Below are 23,362 nucleotides of genomic sequence, written 5' to 3'. Positions count from 1 at the left end.
CTGGAGGAGGGTGCCCGGGTGGTGGCGGTGCGGGCTGGGGTGATCGCGGAGTTGTTGTCGGGTCGGGGTGGGATGTTGTCGGTGGCGTTGCCCGCTGATGTGGTTCGGGCCCGGGTGGCTGAGATTCCGGGTGTTGGTGTGGCGGCGGTCAATGGTCCGGGTTTGTGTGTGGTGTCGGGGGACCGGGCGGTGTTGGAGTCGGTGGACTGGGGTCGGGCGCGTACCCGGTGGGTGGATGTGGATTATGCGTCGCATTCCGGCCAGGTCGAAGCCGTTGAGGCGGTTCTGAAGGAGCGGCTGGGCGTGGTGGAGTTCCGGGCTGCCGAGGTTCCCTGGTATTCGACGGTGACCGGAGAAGCGATCGATCCGGTCGGGCTGGATGCCGGCTATTGGTATACGAATCTGCGGGCTGAGGTGTGTTTCGAGGCTGCGGTGCGTTCGGCGGCGGGTGATGGGTTGCGTCGGTTTGTTGAGGTGTCGGCGCATCCGGTGTTGTTGCCGGGGATTGTGGAGACGGTTGATGACTGCGTGGTGACCGGCACGCTGAAGCGGGACGGCGGCGGGTTGTCTGATGTGCTTCGTGCTGCGGCGGTGTTGCATACGGCTGGGGTTTCGGTGGATTGGGCGCCGGTTGTGCCGGCTGTGGCTCCTGCTGATCTGCCGACGTATGCGTTTCAGCGGCAGCGGTTCTGGCTTGATCCCGCTGGTGACGGGCGTTCGGTGTTGCGGCTGGCGGACGGTGGTGTGGTGGTCACCGCGAAACTGTCCTCGGCGCTGGAGCCGTGGCTGGCTGATCACGCAGTCCATGAGACGGTGCTGGTGCCGGGGACGCAGTTCGTGGACTGGGCGATCCACGCCGGTGACCTGATCGGCGCGCCGGTACTGCGGGAGTTGACGGTGCAGGCTCCGCTGGTGTTGGACGGGGCCGTCGAGGTGCAGACCACGGTGAACGCCGAGCGGCAGGTCGCGGTCTACTCACGTACCGGCGAGGACGAGCCGTGGACCTGCCACGCCACCGGCGTCCTGGAGCAGGAGAGCCCGGTAGCGCCCGCCATCGAATGGCTGCCCGCCGACGCGGTCGCCCTCCCTACGGATGATCTTTACGACCGGCTCGCCGAGCGGGGCTACGAGTACGGCCCGATGTTCCAGGGCCTGCGGGCGGCGTGGGAGGCCGGCGACGAGCTCTACGCCGAGGTCGAGCTCCCGGCGGTGGGGCACGACAACGTCGCCGCCTTCACGATCCACCCGGCGTTGCTGGATGCCGCCCTGCACACCGCCGCCCTGCGTGACTTCTCCGACGAGGGCGCGCCGGTGTTGCTGCCGTTCGCCTGGCAGGACGTGTCCGTGCACGCGACCGGCGCGACCAGGGTACGGGTGAGGTTGCGTGCCGACGGCGACAACCTGTCACTGACCCTGACGGACATGTCCGGCGCACCGGTCGCCACGGTCGGCTCGCTGGTCCTGCGGGCACTGCCCGAGCGGCTTTCGACGAGACCGGTGCGGGATCTCTACACCGTCGACTGGGTCGAAGCCGGCGAGGTCGGCCGAGCCGAAGCCGATATGCCGGTGTGGGACTGCACCGGCGTTGGATTGTCCGACACCCTGGTCGGGGCGCAGCAGCGGTTGGCCGCCGACGAGCAGCGCTGGCTGGTCCTGATCCCCGGCAGCCAGACAGACCCGGACGCGGCCGCCGTGTGGGGTTTGCTGGCGTCGGCACAGAGCGAGCACCCGGACCGGCTCGTGCTGGTCGACGCGGCCGACCCGGCGCTGGCGCGGGCGGCGGCGGTGGTCTGTGACGAGCCGCAGCTACGAGTGGACGACGACGGCCGCATTCAGGTGCCCCGGCTCGTCCGTGCCGCCGCGGCCGAGGGCAGGACACGGATGGGCTTCAGCGCCGGCCCAGTGCTGATCACCGGTGGCACCGGTACCCTCGGCGGCCTGCTCGCCCGGCACCTGGCGCACGAGTACGGAGTGACCGACGTGGTGCTGGTCTCCCGCCGGGGCCCGCACGCGCCGGGCGCCGGCCAGCTGGGCCGGGACCTGCCGCAGGCGCAGATCGTCGCCTGCGACATCGGGGACCGCGACTGCCTGCGAGCGCTGCTCGACGAGTTCGCCCCACGAGTGATCATCCACGCGGCGGGGGTGCTCGACGACGCCACGGTCGCCACCCTCACCTCGGAGCGGCTGGAAACGGTCTTCGCCGCCAAGGCCCGGACCGCGCACCTTCTGCACGAGTTGACCCGGGACCGGGAGCTCGACGCATTCGTCATGTTCTCCTCGGCCTCCGGTGTGTTCGGATCGCCCGGTCAGGCCAACTACGCGGCCGCGAACGCCTACCTTGACGCCCTGGCCCGGCAGCGGCGGGCACAGGGCCTGCCCGCCCAGTCGCTGGCCTGGGGACTGTGGGAGACCAGGAGCACCATGACAGCGGCGGTCAGCACGGCGCGGTCGGGTGTCCTTCCGCTCACCGACCGGCACGCGCTCGCCCTGTTCGACACTGCCCTGGAAGCCGGCGATCCAGTCCTCATGCCAGTCCGCCTGCGACTCGCCGGCGCCCCGGCGACGCCGCTGCTGGACAGGCTGAACCCGGTACGCCGCAGTACGGCCGATTCCCGCCCGGCGCCGCGCACCGAGGACGACTATCTCGCCCTGGTCCGCGCCGAGGCGGCCACCGTCCTCGGCCACCGCTCGGGTGCCGACATCGACCCGGACGGCCAGTTCACCGAGCTGGGTTTCGACTCACTGGCGGCCATTCGGCTGCGGAACCAACTCGGCGCGGCGACCGGCGTACGGCTGACCGCGACCGCGGTGTTCGATCACCCGACGGCCCGGGCACTGGGACGTCACCTGTACGCGGCCACCGGTGGCACCGCGTCGCCGGCCGACCGGGAGGACACGCTGGGCGCGCTGTTCCGGGACGCCGTCGCGGCGGGCCGCCGGGACGACGGCTTCGCGTTGCTGTCCGCGGTCGCGCGGCTGCGTCCAGGGTTCCGCTCGCCAGCGGAACTGACCGACATCGCCGCGCCGTTACGGCTGGCCGAGGGACCCGCGCGGCCTCGCCTGATCTGTGTCCCGTCGCCGATGGGCCTGGGCGGAGCGCATCAGTACGCGCGGCTCGCGACGGCGTTGCGCGGCATCCGCGAGATGCACGCCCTTCCGATCCCCGGGTTCCGGCAGTCCGAGGCCCTGCCGGATTCGCCCGGCGCGGTCGTCGAGTGGCTGGCCGCCAGCCTGCTCCAGATCGCTGGCGACGAGCCGTACGCGCTGGTCGGATACTCGTCCGGCGGCCTGTTCGCACAGGGCCTGGCGGGGCTGCTCGAGGAGCGGGGCCGTCCCGCGGCCGGGCTGGCCCTGCTGGACACGTACCTGCCGGACAGCGTCGCGATGGAGCACTTCGCGACACCGATGCTCGAGGGCCTGTTCGCCCGGGAGGAGTCCTTCGGGCCCTTCACCAGTGCCCGGCTCTCCGCGATGGGCCGCTACGTGCGACTGATCGCGGAGTGCGAGGTGCCGGCGGTCACGACACCCACCCTCTTCGTCCGCCCGACCGAACTGTTCCGGGCCGACGGCGCCCGCCCCGACGCGGAACCGGAGTCGTCCTGGCGCGCGACGTGGCCCTCGGCCACCACCACGGCCGAGGTTCCCGGCAACCACTTCACGATGCTGGAGTCGGGGGCGGCCGGCACCGCTCGCGTGATCGACGACTGGCTGGTGTCGAGGTCATGAGCAGACAGGCGCGCTGCCGCTCCGGTACGCCGACGCCGCGGCTGCCGTCCTGGTGACCTTGGTCTTCGGCCTGGAAGTGCCGTCCAACGTAGACGACCGGGTGCGCATGCCCGGCCGATCGTGCGCCGCGAGAACGACGGGGCGCTCGCCGGTACGAAGCTCGGCGCCTGGCTGACGGCGCATCCATCGGTCGTCCAAGTCGGACTGGGCACCATCGCGCGGGGCAGGTCACGGGCATGCTGGCGTCGCGGGTCGGCCCCGAGCATCACGTGCGGTGGAAGCTGCCGAAGGACCAGCAACGGCTGCTGCCACCGGGTCCGGTGCGGGCCTCGCCGTCCCCTGGCGTACGGGCCGCCGCGGACATCGTGCTGGCCGAACGGGACCGTGGCCCGCAGCGCCCAGACGTCGGATAGGGGCCGCCCGCACCGGTTTAAGGGTTTGCCCGCAGAACGGCTGAGCCTACGGTCGGAAAAGAAAGGCATTGCGCCGTCGCCGACCATTCTCGTGCGTGGGAGTTAGCCATGGACAATCCTGCCGGCAGTGCTACGGGCACTTTCGACGTCATTCTCGAGGGCGGCCCCGAATTGCTGCCGGCCGACGTTCGCCGTCAGCGGGTCGACAGCCTCACCGATACCGTGAAAATCTGCCACCACGGCGGTTACGAGCATTTCGGGAGAGTGGACGGAGAATCGCCGGTGGACGGTCCGGTCCTGTTCCGCTGGATCAGGCGTACCCGGATCGCGGAATGATGACGAGCGCTCCCGATTTCGCCTATTGGATCATCGGCGCGCCCGTCTTCCGCGACGGTTGGGACATCGATCGGGCCCGGCTGGGCACGCACCTCGGCGACGGCGTGGAACTCCTGAGGAACCTGCCGCCCGAGCGGGCCCGCGATCCGCAGCACCGGCTGACCGCCCACTATGTCCACGAGGAGTCCCGGCAGGCCCGGGCCGGCTTCCTGGCCCGCCACGCGAGCGAGATCCACCGCCGGATCGCCGAGCGCCACGCCGCCCCGCGCATGGCCGATCTCCTGCGAATAGGTGAGGTGCTCTTCCCCGAACTGATCCCGGCCGGCCGGGACCGGGAGCTCGACCGTGCGCTGTTCATCGCCGCGCTGGTGCGCGATCCCGAGGCGGGCCCGATGGTCGTCGACGCCATGCGCGCGCCGACGCGGCGGGCCCGGCGGCTGCTCGACGCCTTCCGGCGCGGCGGCCGGATCGACCTGGGCCGGGCCCACATCCGCCGGGTCGGCGCGTCGGCCCACATCACCCTGGCCAATCCCGGCGCGGGCAATGCCGAGAACGATGCGTTGGTCGCCGATCTCGAGGTCGCCGTGGACCTCGCGTTGCTGCACGACGACGTCCGGGTGGCGGTGCTCCGGGGCGGCCCCGTGCCGGGCCACGGTGGCAGCAGCCGCCGGGTGTTCAGCGCCGGGGTGGAGGCGGCCGGTCTGGACCGGGGAGCGGTGACGTTCGCCGGTTTCGTGCTGCGCCGCGAGTTCGGCGTCCTCGCCAAGGTCGCCTGGGGGCTGGTGGACCCGGCCCGGGAAACGGTCGTCGGCAAGCCATGGCTGGCCGTGGTCGACACCGTCGCGGCCGGCTGTGGGGCCGACGCGCTGGCCGCGTTCGACCGGGTTCTGGTCGCCGCGGACGCGTACGCCGTATCGCCGGCGTACGAGGCACCGATCGACGCCGCCGGGATGGTGGCCCGGGGACTCGCCGACGTGGTGGCGGAGCCGGACGCGATGGACTCGGCCGTCGGCCGGGAGGTGGCGAGCCTGCGGGCCCGGGGCGGTCCGGCCGTCCTGCCGGATCTCGGCGTGCTGGCCGAACGCGTACAGGAGAGGCTGTGGTGGCTGAACCACGGGAAGCACACCCCGCGGGCCGAGCGGGCGATGGTGGACTGATGCCCGACGGCGGCCTCTCGTCCAAGCGGGTCGAGCGGCTGGATCGGGTGGTCATCCGGTTCGTAGGCGACTCGGGCGACGGCATGCAGCTGACGGGTCACCGATTCACGTCCGAGACGGCGCAGCCCGGCAACGACATGACGCCCCTGCCGAACTTCCCCGCCGAGATCCGCGCGCCGGCCGGCACCCTGCCGGGCGTGTCGAGTTTCCAGGTGCATTCGCCGACTACGACATCCGCACCCCCGGCGACGCCCCGAACGTGCTGGTCGCGATGAACCCGGCCGCGCCGTCGCCACGATGGTCGACACTTTCGTCCTGCTCGCCCTGATCGGCGCGGGCGACCAGATGCAGGGCATCAGGATGGGGGCGCTGGAGTTCGCCGACGTCGTGGTCGTCAACACGGCGGACGGCCCGTGGGCCGCGGCGGGCCGGAACATCGCGTGTGAGCTGTCGGCCGCACTGCGCCTCCTGCCGGCCGGCGCCGACCGCCCGGCCCCACCGGTGATGACGTGCAGCGCCACCGGGGGCATCGGCGTCGCCGAACTGTGGGAGCACGTCGCCGACCGGTTCCGCGGCGGCACCGCCTCCGGGGAGCGACATCGACGCAGCACGACGAACCGGGAGGAACAATGAACCGACGCACGATCCAGGCTTGGAGCGAGGTCATCGATCCTCACGTTTCCCAGCGAAAGGCCTGAGGCGTCGATGCATTCTCCGGCGAACCACTCCGAACTGCTGATCGCCACGGTGCTGCTCGACATCGCGCTGGTGCTGGTGGTCGGCACCCTGCTCGGCCGATGGGTGAGGCGGCTACGCCAACCCGCGGTGATCGGGGAGATCCTCGCGGGCATCGCGCTCGGACCGAGCCTGCTCGGGCTGCTGCCCGGCAACCCGACAGCGTGGCTCTTCCCGGCCGAGGCCCGGCCGATCCTGTCCGCCGTCGCCCAGGTCGGCCTGGCGCTGTTCATGTTCCTGATCGGCTGGGAGTTCAACCCCGCGCTGCTGCGGAGCCACCGCGGCACCGCCGCCGCCGTGTCGATCGGCTCGATCGCGGTCTCGTTCGGCCTGGGCGTCGCACTGGCGACGCTGTTGTACCACCGCCACGACACGGTCGGCGTCGACCAGGTCGGCTTCACGGAGTTCGCGCTCTTCCTCGGCGTCGCCATGTCGATCACCGCGTTCCCGGTCCTGGCGCGCATCCTGGCCGAGAGGCGCCTCACCGGAACGCGGGTGGGCAGCATCGCCCTGGTCAGCGCGGCGATCGACGACGTGCTGGCCTGGTGCCTGCTGGCGGTGGTGACGGCGATCGTCACCGCGAGCGGACCGCTCGACCTGATCCGCATGCTGATCCTGCTGGGCGTCTTCCTGGTGGTGCTGAGGACCGTCGTACGCCCGTTCCTGGTCTTCATGACGCGGCGCTACGCCACGACGTACCTGCTGGTAGTGGTGGTCGCCCTGGTGTTCCTGGCGGCGTACGCCACGACCTGGATCGGGTTGCACGCCATCTTCGGCGCGTTCTGCATCGGCCTCGTCATGCCCCGCGAACCAGCGCTGGAGCTCGGCGAACGGGTGCGCCGGCCGTTGGAACACGTGAGCGTGGTGTTGCTCCCGTTGTTCTTCATTGTCACCGGCCTCGGTGTCGACATCGGCGGACTGACCGCGGCGAACCTCCTCGAGCTGGCCGCGATCGTCCTGATCGCCTGCCTCGGCAAGCTGACCGGCGCGATCGTGCCCGCCGTGTTCCTCGGCATGTCCTGGCGCGATGCCGGAACCCTCGGCATCCTCGTCAACACGCGCGGCCTGACCGAGCTCGTGGTGCTGAGCGTCGGCCTGCAACTCGGCGTGCTCGACGGGCAGATGTTCACCATGATGGTGATCATGGCCTTGGTCACCACCGCGCTGGCCGGCCCGCTGATCCGCCCGGACCGGGCAGAGAGCACCCGGCACACCGAGCCGGACACCGCGACCGCCAAGGTGCCGGCCGACCCCGGCCCCGGGCCGAAGCCGGTTACTCGGTGAAGGGCGGACCGGCCTCCTGCACCTACGGCCCCGGATGCAGAACCTAGGGTCCCGCATCCGGGCTCGGAGCACGTCGAATTCGCATCCCGGCGCCGGACATCGACAATTCCCAGGCTGACGTGTGCCCGTCACGTGCCCGTTGGGGGAGCCGCGGGGCAACGGCGGTCAACTCCTGGACGTGGCGGCCGGCATGGCGGCGCAGATCAGGCCAACGCGGCGCACCCGGGCCGGCTTGATCGTCTGCGGCTCGGACGCCCGACACGCCGGCCCGGAACGCCTGAGCCGCAGACGATCACGTCAACTCCCGAACGTGCTCAGGAGCCTGTCGAGTTGATGCGGGGCGGCCGGGCGGACCAGTGGCATCGTGACGCCCGCCGCCCGGTAGGCGTCGACCCGGGCCCGTACGTCGTCGACGGTGCCGGTCGCGGTCAGCGAGGTGACGTACCGCTCCGGCAGCACCCGCTGCAGCGCCGCCTCGCCGCCCGACGCGTACGCCTCGGCGAACCGGGGCAGGTCGGCCGGGTCGATCGTCGGTTCACCGACCGACATCTTGGCCTTCGGGGTGGAGGCGTACTTGAACTTCGTCGCCACCTCCCAGCGGATCGCCTCGACCGCCGCGGCCCGGTCGTCCTCGATCGAGGTGTTGATCAGCTGGGCGACGGCGAGGCCTTTCGGGTCGCGGCCGGCCCGTTCGGCGCTTTCGCGCAGCAGCGTGACCGCGTTCGCCGAGTACTCCGGCGAGGTGCCGGCGTCCAGCAGCACGCCGTCGCCGATCGACGCCGCGTTGACCAGGCCCTTGCGGCTGGCGGCGGCGATCCAGATCGGGATGTTGGGGCGTACCGGTTTGAAGTTCAGCGCGACGTCGTCGAGCCGCACGACCTCGCCGTGGTAGGTGACCGGTTCGCCGGTGAGCAGGGCGCGGATCGACTCGACGTACTCGCGCAGCGTGGTCACCGGATCGGTCAGCGGCCGGCCGTTGCGGGCCGCGTGCTTGGCGGTGAAGGCGCCCAGGACCAGGACCAGCCGGCCCCCGCTGAGTTCGTCGAGGGTGGCGGCGCTCTGCGCCATCACCAGCGGGCTGCGCAACCGGACGACCTGCGTCGCCCCGAGCGCGACCCGCTGCGTGGCCAGCCCGAACGCGGCCAGGGCCGAGACCGAGTCGCGGTTGGTGAACAGCGTCTCGGAGAAGAAGGCGGTGTCGAAGCCGGCCCGTTCGGCGGCGGCGGCCGAGTCGGCCATCTGGCGTACGGTGACCGTCGGGTCGTAGCCGAGCGCCAGGCCGACGGGGGTGGGGGACGGGGTCACGCGATCTCCTCGAAGTCGGTCAGCACGATCTTGCCGAGCAGTCCGCCGCGTTCCAGATGTTCCAGGGCGGCGGCGACGCGGGCGGCGGGGTAGCGGGCGGCGACGACCGGCCGCAGGTCGACCGGGCCGGCCCACGGGGCGGCCCGGCGCAGGTCGGCGATGATGGCGGCCTTCTCGGCCGGGGGCAGGCTGCGCAGCGAGCCGCCGGTGACGACCAGGCGGCGGCGGATCACCGTACGCAGGCTCAGTGGCACCTCGTCGCCACCGAGGACGCCGACGCTGAGCCACCGGCCGCCGGTGCGCAGGCCGGCGAGGGTCAGTCCGGCGACCGCGGCGCCGACGAGGTCGAGTACGACGTCGAAGCCGTCCGGTGCCAGTCGGCGCAGTTCGTCGGCGGCGTCCGGGGCGGTGGAGTCCACGACCGGGTCGGCGCCGAGCCCGCGTACGGCGTCGGCGAGCACCTGGCCGCGTACGGTGCCGGCGACGGTGGCGCCGAGCGCCCGGGCGACCTTGACCGCGGTGGTGCCGACGCCGGAGTTCGCGGCGTGGACGAGTACCCGGTCGCCGGGGCGTACGCCGGCGACCATCCGCAGGTTCCACCAGACGGTCGCCAGCGCCTCCGGCAGCACGGCCGCGTCGGTGGTCGTCCACCCGGCGGGCACGGGCAGCAGTTGCCCCTGGGGCACGAGTGCGTGGGTGGCGTACCCGCCGCTGCCGAGCAGCGCGCAGACCCGGTCCCCGACCTGCCAGCCGGTGACGTCCGGGCCGACCGCGGCGACGGTGCCGGCGCACTCCAGCCCGGGTACGGCCGACTCGCCGGGCGGCGGGGTGTAGTCGGCGTCGCGTTGCAGCAGGTCGGCGCGGTTGAGTCCGGCCGCGCGCACCGCGACGAGCACCTGCCCGCCGGCCGGGGCCGGGACCGGTGCCTCGTGCCAGACCGGTCGCGGCGGCGCCGGCTGGCTGCCGGTCGGGCCGGTCGGTGCGTCGGCTCCGTCGGGCGTGAACAGCACCTGCCGCATCGGCTGCCCGGTCACGGCGCCGGGTCCGGCCGGTGCGGCGGGCGGAACGGGTCCGGGGCGACGGCTCGGCCGTCGCGGACCAGGTGCCCACCGTCGCGGAACACGTGTCGGACCCGCAGGTCGGGGTCGAGCACGGCGATGTCGGCGGGGCCGCCCGCCCGCAGTGTGCCGAGGCCGCCCGGCCCGGCCGGGCCGTCGCCGTCGAGGCGTAGCGCGGCGGCCGGGTTGGCGGTCACCAGGGCCAGCGCGTCGGGCAGGTCGAGCACACCGGCGGCGGTCAGCGCCCGTACGGTGGGCAGCAGTTCGACCCGGTACGCGAACGGTTCGGTGCTGCCGTCCGGCAGCGTACGCGGCACCGAGGCGTTGCCGTCGCTGCTGAGCGTGAGCCGGTCGGCGGGTACGCCCCCGGCCAGCAGCGCCGCGACGGCGTCGACCGGGGCGACCGCGCCGGCGATCCGGTCCGGGTTGATCAGCGGGTTGACGTCGACCCAGCAGCCGAGGCCGCCCAGGCGGGTGGCCAGGGCGAGGGTGCCGGCGGTGTAGTTGGCGTGGGTGACCTGGAGCCGGCGCGGATCCGCGCCGGATTCGTCGAGCGCCCGGGGGAGCAGGTCCGGGTCACCGGCGCCGGTGCCGAGGTGCACGTGCAGCAGACAGCCCTTGCCGGTCGCCCCGGCGGCCCATTCGAGTTCGCGTAGCAGCCGGGTGAGTTCGGCCGGTCCGGGGGCGGTGGCCTTGTGCTCGTACAGGGCGATCTTGACGCCGACGAGGTGCGGGAGCAGGTGCAGGTCGCGCAGCACCGACCCGGTGGCGGTCGGCGGCGGCCAGTGGAAGCCGCCGGCCATCGCCCGGGCGCGCGGGCCGGTGACCGGCAGCGCGTACGTGCGGGCGAGCAGCGCCTCGGGGTTGCGGGTGATCGGGTCGACGCCCGGCATGCCGACGCAGGTGGTGGTGCCGGCCTCGACGATCACGTCGGCGGGCAGTTCGGGGATTCGCGTGTGGTAGCCGGAGCCGCCGCCCCCGCCGAGGACGTGCAGGTGGCCGTCGACGACGCCGGGCACGACGAGCAGTCCGGCGCAGTCGACCACGGTCGCCCCGGGCAGCGGGGCCGGCCCGGAGGCCGGACCGGTCGGCCCGACCTCCAGGATGTCGCGTCCGGTGATCACGACGTCACCGGCGCCGGCCGGGCGCGGGGTCAGCACGGTTCCCCCGCGCAGGATGGTGCGGCCCACGTCAGCTCGCCGGCTGCCCGTTGATGGTCACGGCCGGCCGGAGGATGTCCGACAGACCCCACTTCTCACCGATCTGGGCGTAGGTGCCGTCGTCCATCAGGGCCTTCAGCGCCGCGGCCACGGCGTCCCGTAGCTCGTTCTGCCGCTTGCTGACCGCGATCCCGACCGGGATCTCCGCGATCGGCTTGCCGATCAGCGCGTACTTGCCCGGCTCCTGCTCGTTGGTGACGTAACGGATCGACTCGGCGCCCCGGATGCCGACATCGGCGCGGCCCTGCTGCAACTGCAGCAGTGCGTCGGCGGTGCCGTTGGTGGTCAGTTCCTGCACCGGCGGCTTACCGGCGGGTGCGCAGACCTGCTGACTGAAGGTGGTCAGCGCGTTGCGGTAGCCGGTGTCGCCGCTGTCGACGGCGACCTTCGCGCCGCACACGTCGGTCTCGGTGGGGAACCGCGCCGCGTTGGCGGCCAGCGTGAACAGCTGCGGCCCGGTGGTGTAGTAGTCGACGAAGTCGACGGTCTCCCGGCGCGACTCGAGGTCCTGCATGGCCGACTCGACCACGTCGATGCGGCCGGTGGCCAGCGACGGGATGTACTGCTCGTACTCCTGCGTCACGAAGGTCACCTTGAGGCCGAGTTTCTCGCCGATGGCCCGGGCCAGGTCGACGTCGAAGCCCTGTCGTTTCTCCTTGTCCTCGGTGCCCTCCGGCAGGTAGGACATCGGGGGATAGACCGGGCTGTTGCCCACCCGGAGTTCACCGGCGTCGCGGATCGACTTCGGCAGCATCGCGTTCAGCGGATTGTCGGACTGGTCGGTCGCCGGGGCGTCGGCGTCGCTGCCGCCGCCACATCCGGCGAGCAGTGTCGCGGCCACGACCGCGCCCACCCATATGGCTCGCTTCTTCACAGTTTCTCCTCCGGGTCGGCGGGTGGTCGTTGGCACCCACGCCGCACATCCGCCACCGGTCCCCTCGGCAACGTGGCCCCAGTTTTCAAGCAGCGACGCAAGCACCGGAAGGGGACCGCTTGTCCAGTCGCCGCTGCCCGGACTGTACTTCACGGCGATGTCACACCCGCGCAATAGTGGTCAACGGTGAAGGGGGTGGGATGTTCCCGTGACCGTGACGATTGCGCAGGTCCTGGCGTTGCCGGACCTGAACCTGCGGGTGGTTGCCGGCGACGCCGGGCTCGGCAACGAGGTGCGCTGGGTACATGTCAGCGAAACCGTCGACCCGACTCCGTGGCTGCGCGGCGGCGAACTGCTGCTCACCACCGGACTCAAGATCGAACAGCCGGAGCAGTTCGAGCCGTACGTCCACCGGCTCGCCGACGCCGGCCTGGCCGGGCTCGGCTTCGGCATCGGGCTCGGCCACGCCCAGGTGCCCGAGCCGCTGATCCGGGCCGCCGCACAACGCGGGCTGCCAGTGCTCGAAGTGCCGGTCGACGCCCCGTACGTGGCGATCTCCGAGGCCGTGTCGAACCTGCTCGCCGCGGAACGCTACGACACCATCGCCCGCGCGTTCGACGCCCAGCAGGCGCTGACCGCCGCCGCGGTGGAGTCCGGCCGGGGCGGGATCGTCGCCGCGACCGCCCGTGCCGTCGGCGGCTGGGCGGTCCTGACCGACCTGGCCGCCAACGTCGTACGGGCCTTCCCGCCGCAGGCCGCCGACCGCCTGCCGGCGCTACTGCCCGACGTGATGCGGGCCCGGGAACGGGGCATCCGCTCCAGCGGTTCGGTGGTCGGCCCGACCGAGTCGGTGGCGATCCACACGCTCGGCGCCCGCGGCCGGATGCGCGGCTTCCTGGTCGCCGGCGTACCCGGCCGGTCCAGCGACTACAGCCGGATGGTGCTGGCCGGCGCCGTGGCCCTGCTGTCGCTGGAGATGGAACGCTCGCAGGCCGCCACCCGGCAGGTCCGGCGGCTGCGCGCCGACCCGCTGGCCCAGATCCTGCGCGGCGCCGTCACCGACCAGGTGGCCGGCCAGCACGCCACCGCCTGGGAACTCGACCCGACGGCGGTGCGGGTCGCCGTCTACCTGTGTGCCGCCGACCGGGCCGGCCGGGTCTGCGACGACGTCAACGAACTGATGTCCGAGGCCGGCCTGCCCGGCGCGGTCGTCGCCCAGGACGCCGGCCGCCAGACCCGGGTGGCGGTGCTCACCGACGCCACCGACCGGGCCACCGCGGCCCTGGCCGAACTGGCCTCGGTACGCCCGATGGTGCCGCTCGGGCTCGGTGACGTGGTGCCGGTCGAGCAGGTCGGGCTGTCGTACCGGGCGGCCACCCACGCCGCCGAGGTCGGCCGGGCCGAACGGCGCGCGGTGACCCGGTTCGACGACCTGGAGGCGCTCCACATGCTCTTCCGGGCCCAGTCGCCGCAGGCGCTGGCCGGATTCGTCCGCAGGGTGCTCGGACCGCTGCAGCAACACGACCGGGGGCGCGAGGGCGCCCTGCTGGCCAGCCTGCGCTCCTTCCTGGCACACAACGGCCACTGGAACGAGACCGCCGCCGAACTCGGCATCCACCGCCACACCCTGCGCGCCCGGATCGACCGGATCGAGCAGGTCACCGGCCGCGACCTCAATTCGGCGTACGGCCGCATGGAGCTCTGGCTCGCGCTGCTGGCCGACAGCGCGGCCGACACCGACGACTTCGCCGGACCGGCACCGGACCGGCCCGCGGGGCCGGTACCGGACCGATCCGGTGGGCGGGGGCAGGACAGGAAGTAGCGCCCCCGGTCCGGTGACTGGACCCGGTGTCAGGTACCGGCGCCCCGCCGGCCCGGTGAGACTCGGCGAAAGCACAGACAGGAGACGCGATGACGAGCACTGGACGCGGTGGCACCACCACCGCCGCGCCACCACCCGGGCCGGGGCAACTGGCCGGGCTGCCCAGGGTGCCGCTGCGGCACTACGGCCGGTGGGTCTCGGCGGCGGTCGTGATCGTGTTGGTCGCGCTGCTCGTCCGGGCCTTCGCCCAGGGCAGCATCGAATGGTCGGTCGTCGGCCGCTACCTGACCGCCTCGGCGATCCTGCACGGCCTGCAGAACACGATCATCATCACGCTCTGCTCGATGACCCTGGCCATCGTCCTCGGCGTACTCGTCGCGGTGATGCGGATGTCGGCCAACCCGGTGACCCGTACGGTCGCCTTCGGCTACATCTGGCTCTTCCGCGGCATCCCGGTCCTGCTCCAGCTGCTGATCTGGTACAACCTGGCGCTGGTCTTCCCGACCGTCGGCTTCGGCCCGTTCGAGACCCGCATGATCGACGTGATGACGCCGTTCATGGCCGCCCTGCTCGGCCTCGGCATCAACATGAGCGCCTACACCGCAGAACTGGTCCGCGCCGGCATCCTCTCGGTCGACAAGGGCCAGATCGAGGCCGCCCAGGCGATCAGCCTCACCCCCAACCAGATCCGCCGCCGGATCGTGCTGCCGCAGGCGATGCGGGTCATCCTCCCGCCGCTGGGCAACGAGTTCATCAGCACGCTGAAGATGTCGTCGCTCGCCGCCGTCATCACGTACGGCGAAATGCTGGAAACGGCCGAGTTCATCTACTACTCCAACAACCGGGTGATCGAACTGCTGATCGTCGCGGCCATCTGGTACCTGGCGGTGGTCTCCGTACTCAGCGTCATCCAGCACTTCGTCGAGCGCCGGTTCGGCCGGGGCTTCCAGTCCACACCGACCCGCAAGGCCCGCTCGATCGGGCGCCGGTTGAAGGGAGCCCCGGAGCAGTGAGCCAGCCGCAGACAGAGCGGGGCGCGACGCCGGTCGTGCGCGCCATCGACCTCCACAAGTCGTTCGGTCCGGTCCACGTCCTGCGCGGCGTGTCCCTGCAGGTACGCACCGGCGAGGTGCTGTGCGTCATGGGCCCGTCGGGCTCCGGCAAGTCGACGTTCCTGCGCTGCATCAACCAGCTGGAGCGGGTCGACGGCGGTGAGCTGTGGGTGCGCGACGAACTCGTCGGCCACAAGCTGCGCGACGGCAAGCTGTACGAGCTGCGCGAACGCGAGATCGCCCGGCAGCGGCGCGGCATCGGCATGGTCTTCCAGCGGTTCAACCTCTTCCCGCACATGACCGCCGTCGGCAACGTCGTCGAGGGGCCGATGCGGGCCCTGAAACGCAACCGCTCCGACGCCCACGCCGCCGCCCGCCGGCTGCTCGACCGGGTCGGCCTGTCCGACAAGTACGACGCCTACCCCGGCCAGCTCAGCGGTGGCCAGCAGCAGCGGGTCGCCATCGCCCGGGCGCTGGCCATGGAGCCGTACCTGATGCTCTTCGACGAGCCGACCTCGGCCCTGGACCCGGAACTGGTCGGCGAGGTCCTGGACGTGATGAAGGCGCTCGCCGGCGACGGCATGACCATGATCGTCGTCACCCACGAGGTCGGCTTCGCCCGCGAGGTGGGTGACACCCTCGTCTTCATGGACGACGGCATCGTGGTCGAGTCCGGCCCGCCACGCGACGTCGTCGGCGCCCCCCAGCACCCCCGGACCAAGGAATTTCTCTCCCGCGTCCTCGGCTGAGAGCACACCCCACACCACCCGCGAGAGGTCAGCAATGCCACGTCGTCAGCAACCGCGCAAGTTCGACCTGTGGGGGGTCCCCTTCGACGGGGGCTCCACCCTGGGCTGGCCGGGCTCGCGCTACGCGCCCGGCCGGATCCGCGACGCCCTGCGCTGGATCACCCAGCGGATCGAGGACGGCGCCATCTACTCGCTGGAGACCGACTCGGTCCACGAGGTCGGCGACGACCTGCTGCGCGACCGCGGCGACGTCGACGTGGTGGGACACGACATCGACGCCACCCTCGACGCCTGCTCCACCTCCGTCGCCGAGTCGCTGCGCGCCGGCCGTACGCCGATCATGATCGGCGGCGACGACTCGGTGCTGTTCCCGGTCGCCCGGGGCGTGCACGACGCCCTGCCCGGCCGCGTGGCGGTGATCCACTTCGACGCGCACCTGGACCTGCTCGACCACAACCGTTTCCAGGGCCGGGTCAGCCAGTCCAGCGGCATGCGGCGCAGCCTCGAACTCGACCGGATCAACGCCGAGGACTGCATCCAGGTCGCCGTACGCCACTTCAACTTCCCGTCGTCGGCGGAGTTCAAGCGCAAGAGCGGCCTGACCCACATCACCGCCCGCGAGTTCCAGGCGCTCGGCCCGGTCTCCGCCGTCGAGCAGATCCTCGACCGGGTGTCCGGCGCCGACCACGTCTTCCTGTCGTTCGACATCGACGCGATCGACCCGGCCTTCGCGCCCGGCGCCGGCGCCCACGAACCCGGTGGCCTCACCTCCGGCGAGGCCCTCGAAGCGGTGCGGCTGCTCGCCCCGCACTGTGACGCGCTCGCGGTCACCGAGGTCAACCCGCTCACCGACGACAACACCTCGACCACCGCCACCCTCGCCGCGTACCTGCTCTTCCACTTCGCGGTCTTCGGCTCCGGCGCGGACCGGCGATGAGCGAATACCAGGGCTTTCGCGGCACCGGCGTACGGCTGACCGAGGAGCAACTGCCGCACCTGCAGGCGCACCGCACCGAACTGCTCGGCGACTCGCTGCCCGCGATCCACGCCTTCGACAAGGCCCACGCCGTCATGCTCACCGAGCGAGGGCTGCTCGACCCGGCCACGGGCCGGGCCATCCTCGCCGCGTTGCGCGGCATGGAGGCCGGCGGCGTCGCCGCCGCCCGCATCGAGGCCGGCGGCGGCATGCACTCCGGCGAGCAGTACCTGATCCGCACGATCGGCGCCGACCTCGGTGGGCGGCTGCACCTCGGCCGCAGCTCCGGCGACCTGATCGAGGTGGCCCGCCGGATGACGATCCGCTGGCACCTGCACTCGATGCTGCCGGCCCTGGCCGACCTGCGCGCCGTACTGCTCGACCTCGCCGACACCCACGCCGACACGGTGATGCCCGGCTACACCCACGGCCAGCACGCCCAGCCGACGACGTTCGCGCACTGGGCGACCATGTTCGAACGCGCCTTCGCCCGCGACACCGAACGGCTGCTCGGCTTCCACGGCCGGCTCAACCTGTCACCGGCCGGCGCCGCCATCCTGACCGGCAGCGACCTGCCGCTCGACCGGCACCGGGTCGCCGACCTGCTCGGCTTCGACGCCCCGCTGCCACACACGATGGACGCCATCCTCAGCCACGACCTGGAGATGGAGGCGGCGGCCCTGCTCGCCACCGTCGGCGCCACCCTGGCCCGGCTCGCCGACGACCTCTACCTGTGGTCGACCTCCGAGTTCGCGTACGTCGAACTGCCCGACCGGTTCTGCGGCACCAGCAGCATCATGCCGCAGAAGAAGAACCCCGACGCGCTGGAGGACGTCAAATCGGTGGCCACCCAGGCGCTCGCCGCCCTGGTCGGCGTGATCACCGCCGAGCGTGGCCCGACCGGTTTCCCGATTATGGAACGGCGCTACTCGCAGCAGGCGATCTGGTCGATGTGCGCCGCGATCACCGCCAAGGTCGGCGACGCCGCGCAGATCCTCGCCGACCTGCGTGTCGACACCGCACGGATGGCCGCCCAGGCCGGCGCGCACTGGGCCCAGGTCACCGACGTCGCGTCCGCCCTCGTCCGGCACACCGGCCTGGACTGGCGGCACGCACACCAGATCGTCGGCGTCTTCGTCCGGCTCGGCGTCGAACGCGGACTGGCCGCGCCCGCCGCCCCGCTCGCGGTGCTCGACGAGGCGGCGACCCAGGTGATCGGCCGGGCCAGCGGCCTGACCCCGGAACAGTTCGGCGAAGCCATGGACGCCCGCGGGTTCGTGGCCCGGCGCACCCTCTACGGCGGCCCGGCACCGGACGCCGTACGCCGCGAGAACGCCGAATTCGCCGCCCGGCTGGCCGCCGACCGGACCCGCATCGACGAACTGCGCCAGCAGACCACCGACGCCGAGACGGCCCTGGAAAAAGCTATCGACACCATCCTCGCCGACGGCGGGGCCAGCACCGATGGGACCGAGGCCGGATGAGCCTGACCGCAAAGACCCCGACCACCGCACCGAGCACGACCACCGTCCAGACGGCGCGGACCGCCACCCGGCGCGAATACCTGATGTGCCCACCGACCCACTTCGACGTCGTCTACGCGATCAACCCGTGGATGGACCCGTCCGTACCGGTCGACCGGGACCTGGCCCGCCGACAATGGGCGGACCTGCACGACACCTACCTCCGGCTCGGACACACCGTGCACCTCGTCGAACCGCAACCGGGTCTGGTCGACATGGTCTTTGCCGCCAACTGCGCCCTGGTCGCCGACTCGCAGGTCTACGGCGCCCGGTTCCGTGAACCGGTACGCGAACCCGAGGCGCCCGCCTACCGGGCCTGGTTCGCCGCCGCCGGCTTCGGCGAGGTGTACCTGCCCGGCTACGCCAACGAGGGCGAGGGCGACTTCGCCGTCGTCGCGGACCTGATCCTGGCCGGCTCCGGCTTCCGCACCGACCCGGCGGCGCACGGCGAGGCACAGGAGTTCCTCGGCCGGCCGGTCGTCTCGTTGCGGCTCACCGACCCGCGCTTCTACCACCTCGACACCGCGCTGTTCGTACTCGACGACGACAACGTCGCCTACTACCCGCCGGCGTTCTCCACCGGCAGCCGCCGGACACTGGCCCGGCTGTTCCCCGACGCGGTCCTCGCCACCGAGGCCGACGCCCTCGTCTTCGGCCTCAACTCGGTCTCCGACGGAAAGAACGTGGTCGTCGCGCAGGCCGCCACCGACCTCATCGCCCAACTCGCCGCCCGCGGCTACCAGCCGGTGCCGGTCGACCTGTCGGAACTGGCCAAGGCCGGCGGCGGCGCCAAGTGCTGCACCCAGGAGATCCGCCGATGAACCGCACCCTCGCCGCGATCAAGGTCGAAAACGACGTGCTCGCACACAACTACCACCCGCTGCCCGTCGTCATCGAAAGCGCGCGCGGCGCCTGGGTCGTCGACGTCGACGGAAAACGCTACCTGGACTGCCTCGCCGGCTACTCCGCGCTGAACTTCGGCCACGGCCACCCCACACTGCTCGCCGCCGCCCGCGAGCAACTGGACCGGGCCACCCTGACCAGCCGGGCCTTCCACAACGACCGGCTCGGCCCGTTCGCCGCCAAACTCGCCGACCTGTGCGGCATGCAGATGGTGCTGCCGATGAACACCGGCGCCGAGGCGGTCGAGACCGGCGTCAAGGTCGCCCGCCGGTGGGCGTACGAGGTCAAGGGCGTACCCGCCGACACCGCCGAGATCGTGGTCGCGGCCGGGAACTTCCACGGCCGCACCACGACCGTGGTCAGCTTCTCCACCGACGAGCAGGCCCGCGCCGGCTTCGGCCCGTTCACCCCCGGCTTCACCGTCGTGCCGTACGACGACCTCGACGCGCTCGACGCCGCGGTGGGGGAGCGCACCGCCGCCGTACTCGTCGAGCCGATCCAGGGCGAGGCCGGTGTCGTCGTGCCGTCCGCCGGCTACCTCACCGGCGTACGCCGGATCTGCGACGACCGCCGCGCCCTGTTCGTCGCCGACGAGATCCAGTCCGGGCTGGGCCGGACCGGCGCCACGTTCGCCTGCGAACTCGCCGGCGTACGCCCCGACGTCTACCTGCTCGGCAAGGCGCTCGGCGGCGGCGTGGTGCCGGTGTCCGCGGTGGTCTCCAGCCGGGAGGTGCTCGGGCTGATCGGACCGGGCGAGCACGGCAGCACCTTCGGCGGCAACCCGCTGGCCGCGGCCGTCGGCACCGCCGTCGTCGACCTGCTCGCCACCGGCGAGTACCAGGCCGCCGCCCGCCGGATCGGCGCGGTGCTGCACGACGGGCTGCGGGCACTGCTCGGCCAGGGCGTCACCGCCGTACGCGGGGTCGGCGCCTGGGCGGGTGTCGACATCGACCCGGCCGTCGGCACCGGCCGCCAGGTCTGCGAGGCGCTCGCCGAGCGGGGTGTCCTGGTCAAGGACACCCACGGCAGCACCATCCGGCTGGCCCCGCCCCTGGTCGCCACCGACGACGAGATCGGCTGGGCGCTGGCCCGGCTGCGCGAGGTGCTGGCGGCGCGGCCCGGCAACTGATCCGTGGTCACCCGATCGCCGGAAGAGTCGCGGAGCGTATGACGTCCGCGTGCTGCGGGCCGAGACTCACCGCCGTGGTATCGCCGTGCGCAACGCCCGCAGGGGCGTGGAGCGGAAAAGGCATGGTGGTTGGCCTCCGCGGTGCGGGGGCCAACCACCATGACGCTTGAGGATCTACTTCCAGGTGTCGTTGTTGGTGTGGGTGCCGGCGGGCGGGGTGGCGAGCTGACGGTTACCGCCGCTCTCCCAGGTGACCGACCCGTCGGGGTTCTTCTTGAGGTACTTGTACTCGACCGCGGTGTTGGGCGGAAGGTTCACGGTCGCCCGCCACACGGGGTAGCTGGCCGACGAGAGCGGGACGGCGTTGGCCGGGTTCCAGGAGCCGAGGGCGGCGATGCTGCCGACCACGTAGACATTCTGGCCGTACTGGGTGGTGGCGTTGGCGTTGAAGGAGACGGCGACCTCCGAGGTGACGGTGTCGCCCCGGAAGGTCTCGGTGACGGCGTGGGTGCCGCTTGCCGGGGTGGTGAGGGTCCGATTGGCTCCGGACTCCCAGGTCGCGACGCCTGCGGTGGTCTTCTTGATGAACTTGTACTCCACCGCCGTGGACTTCGGCAGGTCGACGACGCCCCGGAAGACGCTGCCGTCCTGGGGCAGCTTGACCGCGTCGGCCGGGTTCCAGGAGCCGAGGGCGGGGATGCTGCCGACCACGTAGACGTCCTGGCCACTGGCGGCGGCGACGGTGAAGGTGGTGGCGATGGCGTCGGTGACGGGGCCTGGCACGTACGTGTCGTTTCGGGTCGCGGTGCCGCTGGCCGGGGTGGTGAAGGTCCGGTCGGTTGCTTCCTGTCCGGTCACGGTCGAGCCGGTCTTGACCAGGTAGCGGTAGGAGACCGTGGTGGTGGCCGGCAGGTTGGCGGTGGCGGTCCACGTGCTGCCGTTGCCGGTCAGTGGAACGGAGTTGGCGGTGTTGCCGCCGCCGAGGGCGGCGGTGTTGCCGACCAGGTGCAGGGTCTGGCCGGCCTGCAGGGAGGCGGTGGCGGTGAACGTGGTGCTGACGGTGACGCCGGGGGCGGGCCGGGCGTTGACGTGGGCGGCGACCGCGTTGTTGGCCGGGATGGTGACGGTGGCCCGGCCGCCGGCGACGGTGATCCGGGTTCCGGTGCAGCCGGACCCGCCGGCACCGCCGGAGATGACATCGCAGTAGTCGCCGTCGGCGAGGCCGGTGACGAAGGTGTGGGTGACCGGGCTTCCGGAGTCGTTGATGCCGATCCAGGCCCGGTTGCCCCGGTGGAAGCCGATGACGTTGCTGTTGACGGTGGTGAAGTTGGAGACGGTCTTGACGGACCTGGCGGCGTTGGCCCAGCCGACCATGCCCTTGATGCCGGTGCTCTGGCTCAGGCAGTTCCAGGCGCCGCCGCAGACGGTGTCGGTGACGTATCCGCTGCCGTTGTGCGGCGGGGACTGGTTGCGGTTGTTCCAGGAGAAGCTGTCGAACACGGAGGGTTTGCCGTGCGGGTAGGCCAGCGCGAAGTAGTTGGCCAGGACGTAGTCGGTGCCGTTCTTGTAGGACAGGACGACGCCGTCGCGTTCGAGATCGTGGTTGGTGACCATGGAGAAGACGTTGGCGCCGGGCGCGTCGAGGTTCCAGTTCGGAATGTTCGCCAGGGCGGAGATGGAGCCCTGGAACGCGGACCTGATGCCCTTGGCGTAGGCGAAGTCGAGGACGTCGCCGTTGCCGATGAAGGCCCGTGCCTTGAGGGCGTCGTTGCTGGCGCCGTCGAAGATCTCTTGGGCGACGTACGGCCGCTTGCCCTCGGCGACGGTGTTGTTGAGCTTGCCCAGGATGGCGGCGAAGTCGTCCTTCCTGATGTGCTTGACCGCATCCACCCGGAACCCGTCGACGCCGAGACCGATCAGGTCGTTCAGGTAGGCGGCGATCTTGGTACGGACGCTGTCCTTCTCGGTGTAGAGGTCGGCCAGCGACAGTAGTTCGCAGCTCGTTACCTGCGCCTCGTTGTTCCAGTCGTTGATCGCGCCGTTGGTCGGGCAGTTGTTGCCCGGCCGGTGGAAGTCGTCGTTGCCGTAGGGCACCGCCGGGTAGCTGTAGCCGGAGAACTGGGTGCCGGCGTACCCACGCGTTCCGCCCGGGTTGTTCGTCCCGGCCATGTGGTTGACCACCGCGTCGACGTAGACCCGTACCCCGGCGTTGTGGCAAGCGGTGACCATGGCGGCGAACTGCTGCCGGTTACCGAACCGGCTCTCCAGCCGGTACGACACCGGCTGGTACACCTCGTACCAGGGGTGTACGCCGTCGGCGCTGTTCGGGAGGCTGACCGACTCCTGCGGCGGGGCCACCTGGACCGCGCCGTATCCGGCCGGACCGAGATGGTTGGTGCAGGCGGTCGCGACGGACGGCCAGTTCCATTGCCACAGGTTGGCCGTCACCTCGCTGTCGTTGAGTGGGACGGCGGCACCGGCGGGCGTGGCGGTGGTGGCAGCCGCGACTGTTCCACCGGTCGCGACGAGCGCGGCGGCAAGCAGTAGGCGACCGATACGGCCGCGCACCGACGACTTCGGGGCGTGCATGGATGGACCTACCTTCGGGGGAGAGGGTGGGTGCGGGGGTGGATGGCCATCCGAATGACGACGAGGATGCTCTATGCATTGCAAGATATGCAAGAGCTTGCGGCAACATTTCAGAAACGTGCTCGCAAACTGGCCCTCACCCGCCTGCGGTGGCCACGATGTGAGACGAGCGCGGTCTCACATCAAGATGGCCGCCCGCCGTGCCAGACGGATGCCACCGTGTGATCACGGCGGAGCCCTGCCCTGTGGCCGGCGCTGCTCCGAGGCGGCGCCACAGCATGCCCAGCCCGACCTGCGACAATTGCCCAACTCGCACAGCGATCGCGTCCACACCCCGCACTGACCTGGGCAGTGCGGGCCTGCCGGGCCGTCGCCCAGGGAGGTACGCGTGGCGGTGGCCGCCAGAACCTCTCCTGCGGCCCGCAAGCCCATCCAAACCTTTCACGCTCTTGCAATCCTGCGCCACCAGGGGCCGGTTTGCGCACGTCGGCGACAGCTCGGGCGCTGGATG

At 71.7% G+C, this 23,362-nt stretch carries 18 protein-coding genes and 2 pseudogenes; 15 read left to right on the top strand and 5 right to left on the bottom strand.

Features of this window, described 5'->3' with window-relative positions:
* From AB0I42_RS05690 to AB0I42_RS05655, 8 genes and pseudogenes are all read left to right on the top strand, one after another.
* Positions 1-603 (top strand): annotated as a pseudogene (locus tag AB0I42_RS05690) (acyltransferase domain-containing protein); the annotation flags it as partial.
* Between the two features lie 117 nt (positions 604-720).
* Complete coding sequence (locus AB0I42_RS05685) at positions 721-3,726, top strand: SDR family NAD(P)-dependent oxidoreductase (RefSeq protein WP_357534515.1); 3,006 nt, start codon at positions 721-723, stop codon at positions 3,724-3,726.
* A 236-nt stretch (positions 3,727-3,962) separates the two neighbouring features.
* Complete coding sequence (locus AB0I42_RS05680) at positions 3,963-4,139, top strand: hypothetical protein (protein WP_357534506.1); 177 nt, start codon at positions 3,963-3,965, stop codon at positions 4,137-4,139.
* Between the two features lie 108 nt (positions 4,140-4,247).
* Positions 4,248-4,475 (top strand): DUF5988 family protein, encoded by a 228-nt coding sequence (locus tag AB0I42_RS05675; protein WP_357534505.1) that lies wholly within the window; start codon positions 4,248-4,250, stop codon positions 4,473-4,475.
* A complete protein-coding gene (locus tag AB0I42_RS05670) occupies positions 4,475-5,632 on the top strand; it encodes a hypothetical protein (protein WP_357534504.1) in 1,158 nt (385 codons plus the stop codon). Before AB0I42_RS05675 ends, AB0I42_RS05670 begins: the two co-directional genes overlap by 1 nt.
* Positions 5,632-5,918, top strand: a pseudogene (locus tag AB0I42_RS05665) (2-oxoglutarate ferredoxin oxidoreductase subunit alpha); the annotation flags it as partial. The gene AB0I42_RS05670 and the pseudogene AB0I42_RS05665, both read left to right, overlap by 1 nt.
* Positions 5,919-5,929: 11 nt before the next feature.
* Positions 5,930-6,265 (top strand): hypothetical protein, encoded by a 336-nt coding sequence (locus tag AB0I42_RS05660; protein WP_357534502.1) that lies wholly within the window; start codon positions 5,930-5,932, stop codon positions 6,263-6,265.
* 72 nt (positions 6,266-6,337) lie between these two features.
* A complete protein-coding gene (locus AB0I42_RS05655) occupies positions 6,338-7,651 on the top strand; it encodes a cation:proton antiporter (RefSeq protein WP_357534501.1) in 1,314 nt (437 codons plus the stop codon).
* A 297-nt stretch (positions 7,652-7,948) separates the two neighbouring features.
* Here AB0I42_RS05655 and AB0I42_RS05650 read toward each other — a convergent pair whose 3' ends face one another.
* From AB0I42_RS05650 to AB0I42_RS05635, 4 genes are read right to left on the bottom strand one after another with little or no spacing between them, the layout of a single operon-like run.
* Positions 7,949-8,956, bottom strand: a complete 1,008-nt coding sequence (locus tag AB0I42_RS05650; RefSeq protein ID WP_357534500.1) for an LLM class flavin-dependent oxidoreductase — start codon at positions 8,954-8,956, stop codon at positions 7,949-7,951.
* The gene (locus AB0I42_RS05645; RefSeq protein WP_357534498.1) at positions 8,953-9,990 is read right to left on the bottom strand and encodes an NAD(P)H-quinone oxidoreductase; all 1,038 of its coding nucleotides are present in this window, start codon (positions 9,988-9,990) and stop codon (positions 8,953-8,955) included. The genes AB0I42_RS05650 and AB0I42_RS05645 overlap by 4 nt, the downstream gene beginning before the upstream one ends.
* Positions 9,987-11,204 (bottom strand): amidohydrolase family protein, encoded by a 1,218-nt coding sequence (locus tag AB0I42_RS05640; RefSeq protein WP_357534497.1) that lies wholly within the window; start codon positions 11,202-11,204, stop codon positions 9,987-9,989. Before AB0I42_RS05640 ends, AB0I42_RS05645 begins: the two co-directional genes overlap by 4 nt.
* 1 nt (position 11,205) lies before the next feature.
* Positions 11,206-12,108 carry an ABC transporter substrate-binding protein gene (locus AB0I42_RS05635; protein WP_357534496.1) on the bottom strand — a complete coding sequence of 301 codons (903 nt, stop codon included), beginning with the start codon at positions 12,106-12,108 and terminating at the stop codon, positions 11,206-11,208.
* A gap of 208 nt (positions 12,109-12,316) precedes the next feature.
* Between AB0I42_RS05635 and AB0I42_RS05630 the strand changes: the two genes are divergently transcribed.
* From AB0I42_RS05630 to rocD, 7 genes are all read left to right on the top strand, one after another.
* Positions 12,317-13,930, top strand: a complete 1,614-nt coding sequence (locus AB0I42_RS05630; protein WP_357534495.1) for a PucR family transcriptional regulator ligand-binding domain-containing protein — start codon at positions 12,317-12,319, stop codon at positions 13,928-13,930.
* Positions 13,931-14,019: 89 nt separating this feature from the next.
* Positions 14,020-14,943, top strand: coding sequence for an amino acid ABC transporter permease (locus AB0I42_RS05625; RefSeq protein ID WP_357534494.1), 924 nt, complete (start codon positions 14,020-14,022; stop codon positions 14,941-14,943).
* The gene (locus tag AB0I42_RS05620; RefSeq protein ID WP_357534493.1) at positions 14,940-15,731 is read left to right on the top strand and encodes an amino acid ABC transporter ATP-binding protein; all 792 of its coding nucleotides are present in this window, start codon (positions 14,940-14,942) and stop codon (positions 15,729-15,731) included. Before AB0I42_RS05625 ends, AB0I42_RS05620 begins: the two co-directional genes overlap by 4 nt.
* A gap of 34 nt (positions 15,732-15,765) precedes the next feature.
* Positions 15,766-16,668 (top strand): arginase family protein, encoded by a 903-nt coding sequence (locus AB0I42_RS05615; RefSeq protein ID WP_357534491.1) that lies wholly within the window; start codon positions 15,766-15,768, stop codon positions 16,666-16,668.
* Positions 16,665-18,191, top strand: a complete 1,527-nt coding sequence (gene argH, locus AB0I42_RS05610; protein WP_357534489.1) for an argininosuccinate lyase — start codon at positions 16,665-16,667, stop codon at positions 18,189-18,191. Before AB0I42_RS05615 ends, argH begins: the two co-directional genes overlap by 4 nt.
* Entirely contained in the window at positions 18,188-19,051 is an 864-nt protein-coding gene (ddaH, locus tag AB0I42_RS05605) for a dimethylargininase (RefSeq protein ID WP_357534487.1), read from the top strand. The genes argH and ddaH overlap by 4 nt, the downstream gene beginning before the upstream one ends.
* Positions 19,048-20,262: an ornithine--oxo-acid transaminase gene (gene rocD / locus AB0I42_RS05600; RefSeq protein WP_357534485.1), complete on the top strand. Its 1,215-nt coding sequence runs from the start codon at positions 19,048-19,050 to the stop codon at positions 20,260-20,262. Before ddaH ends, rocD begins: the two co-directional genes overlap by 4 nt.
* A 174-nt stretch (positions 20,263-20,436) precedes the next feature.
* On the opposite strand, the gene AB0I42_RS05595 is transcribed toward rocD, so the two are convergent.
* A complete protein-coding gene (locus tag AB0I42_RS05595; RefSeq protein ID WP_357534483.1) occupies positions 20,437-22,851 on the bottom strand; it encodes a carbohydrate-binding module family 20 domain-containing protein in 2,415 nt (804 codons plus the stop codon).
* Positions 22,852-23,362 lie beyond the last annotated feature (511 nt).

It is taken from the genome of Polymorphospora sp. NPDC050346 (assembly GCF_040655695.1).
Taxonomy (GTDB): domain Bacteria; phylum Actinomycetota; class Actinomycetes; order Mycobacteriales; family Micromonosporaceae; genus Polymorphospora; species Polymorphospora lycopeni.
The sequence above is the reverse complement of the archived record's forward strand: the minus strand, read 5'-3'. Positions and strand labels throughout refer to the sequence as shown.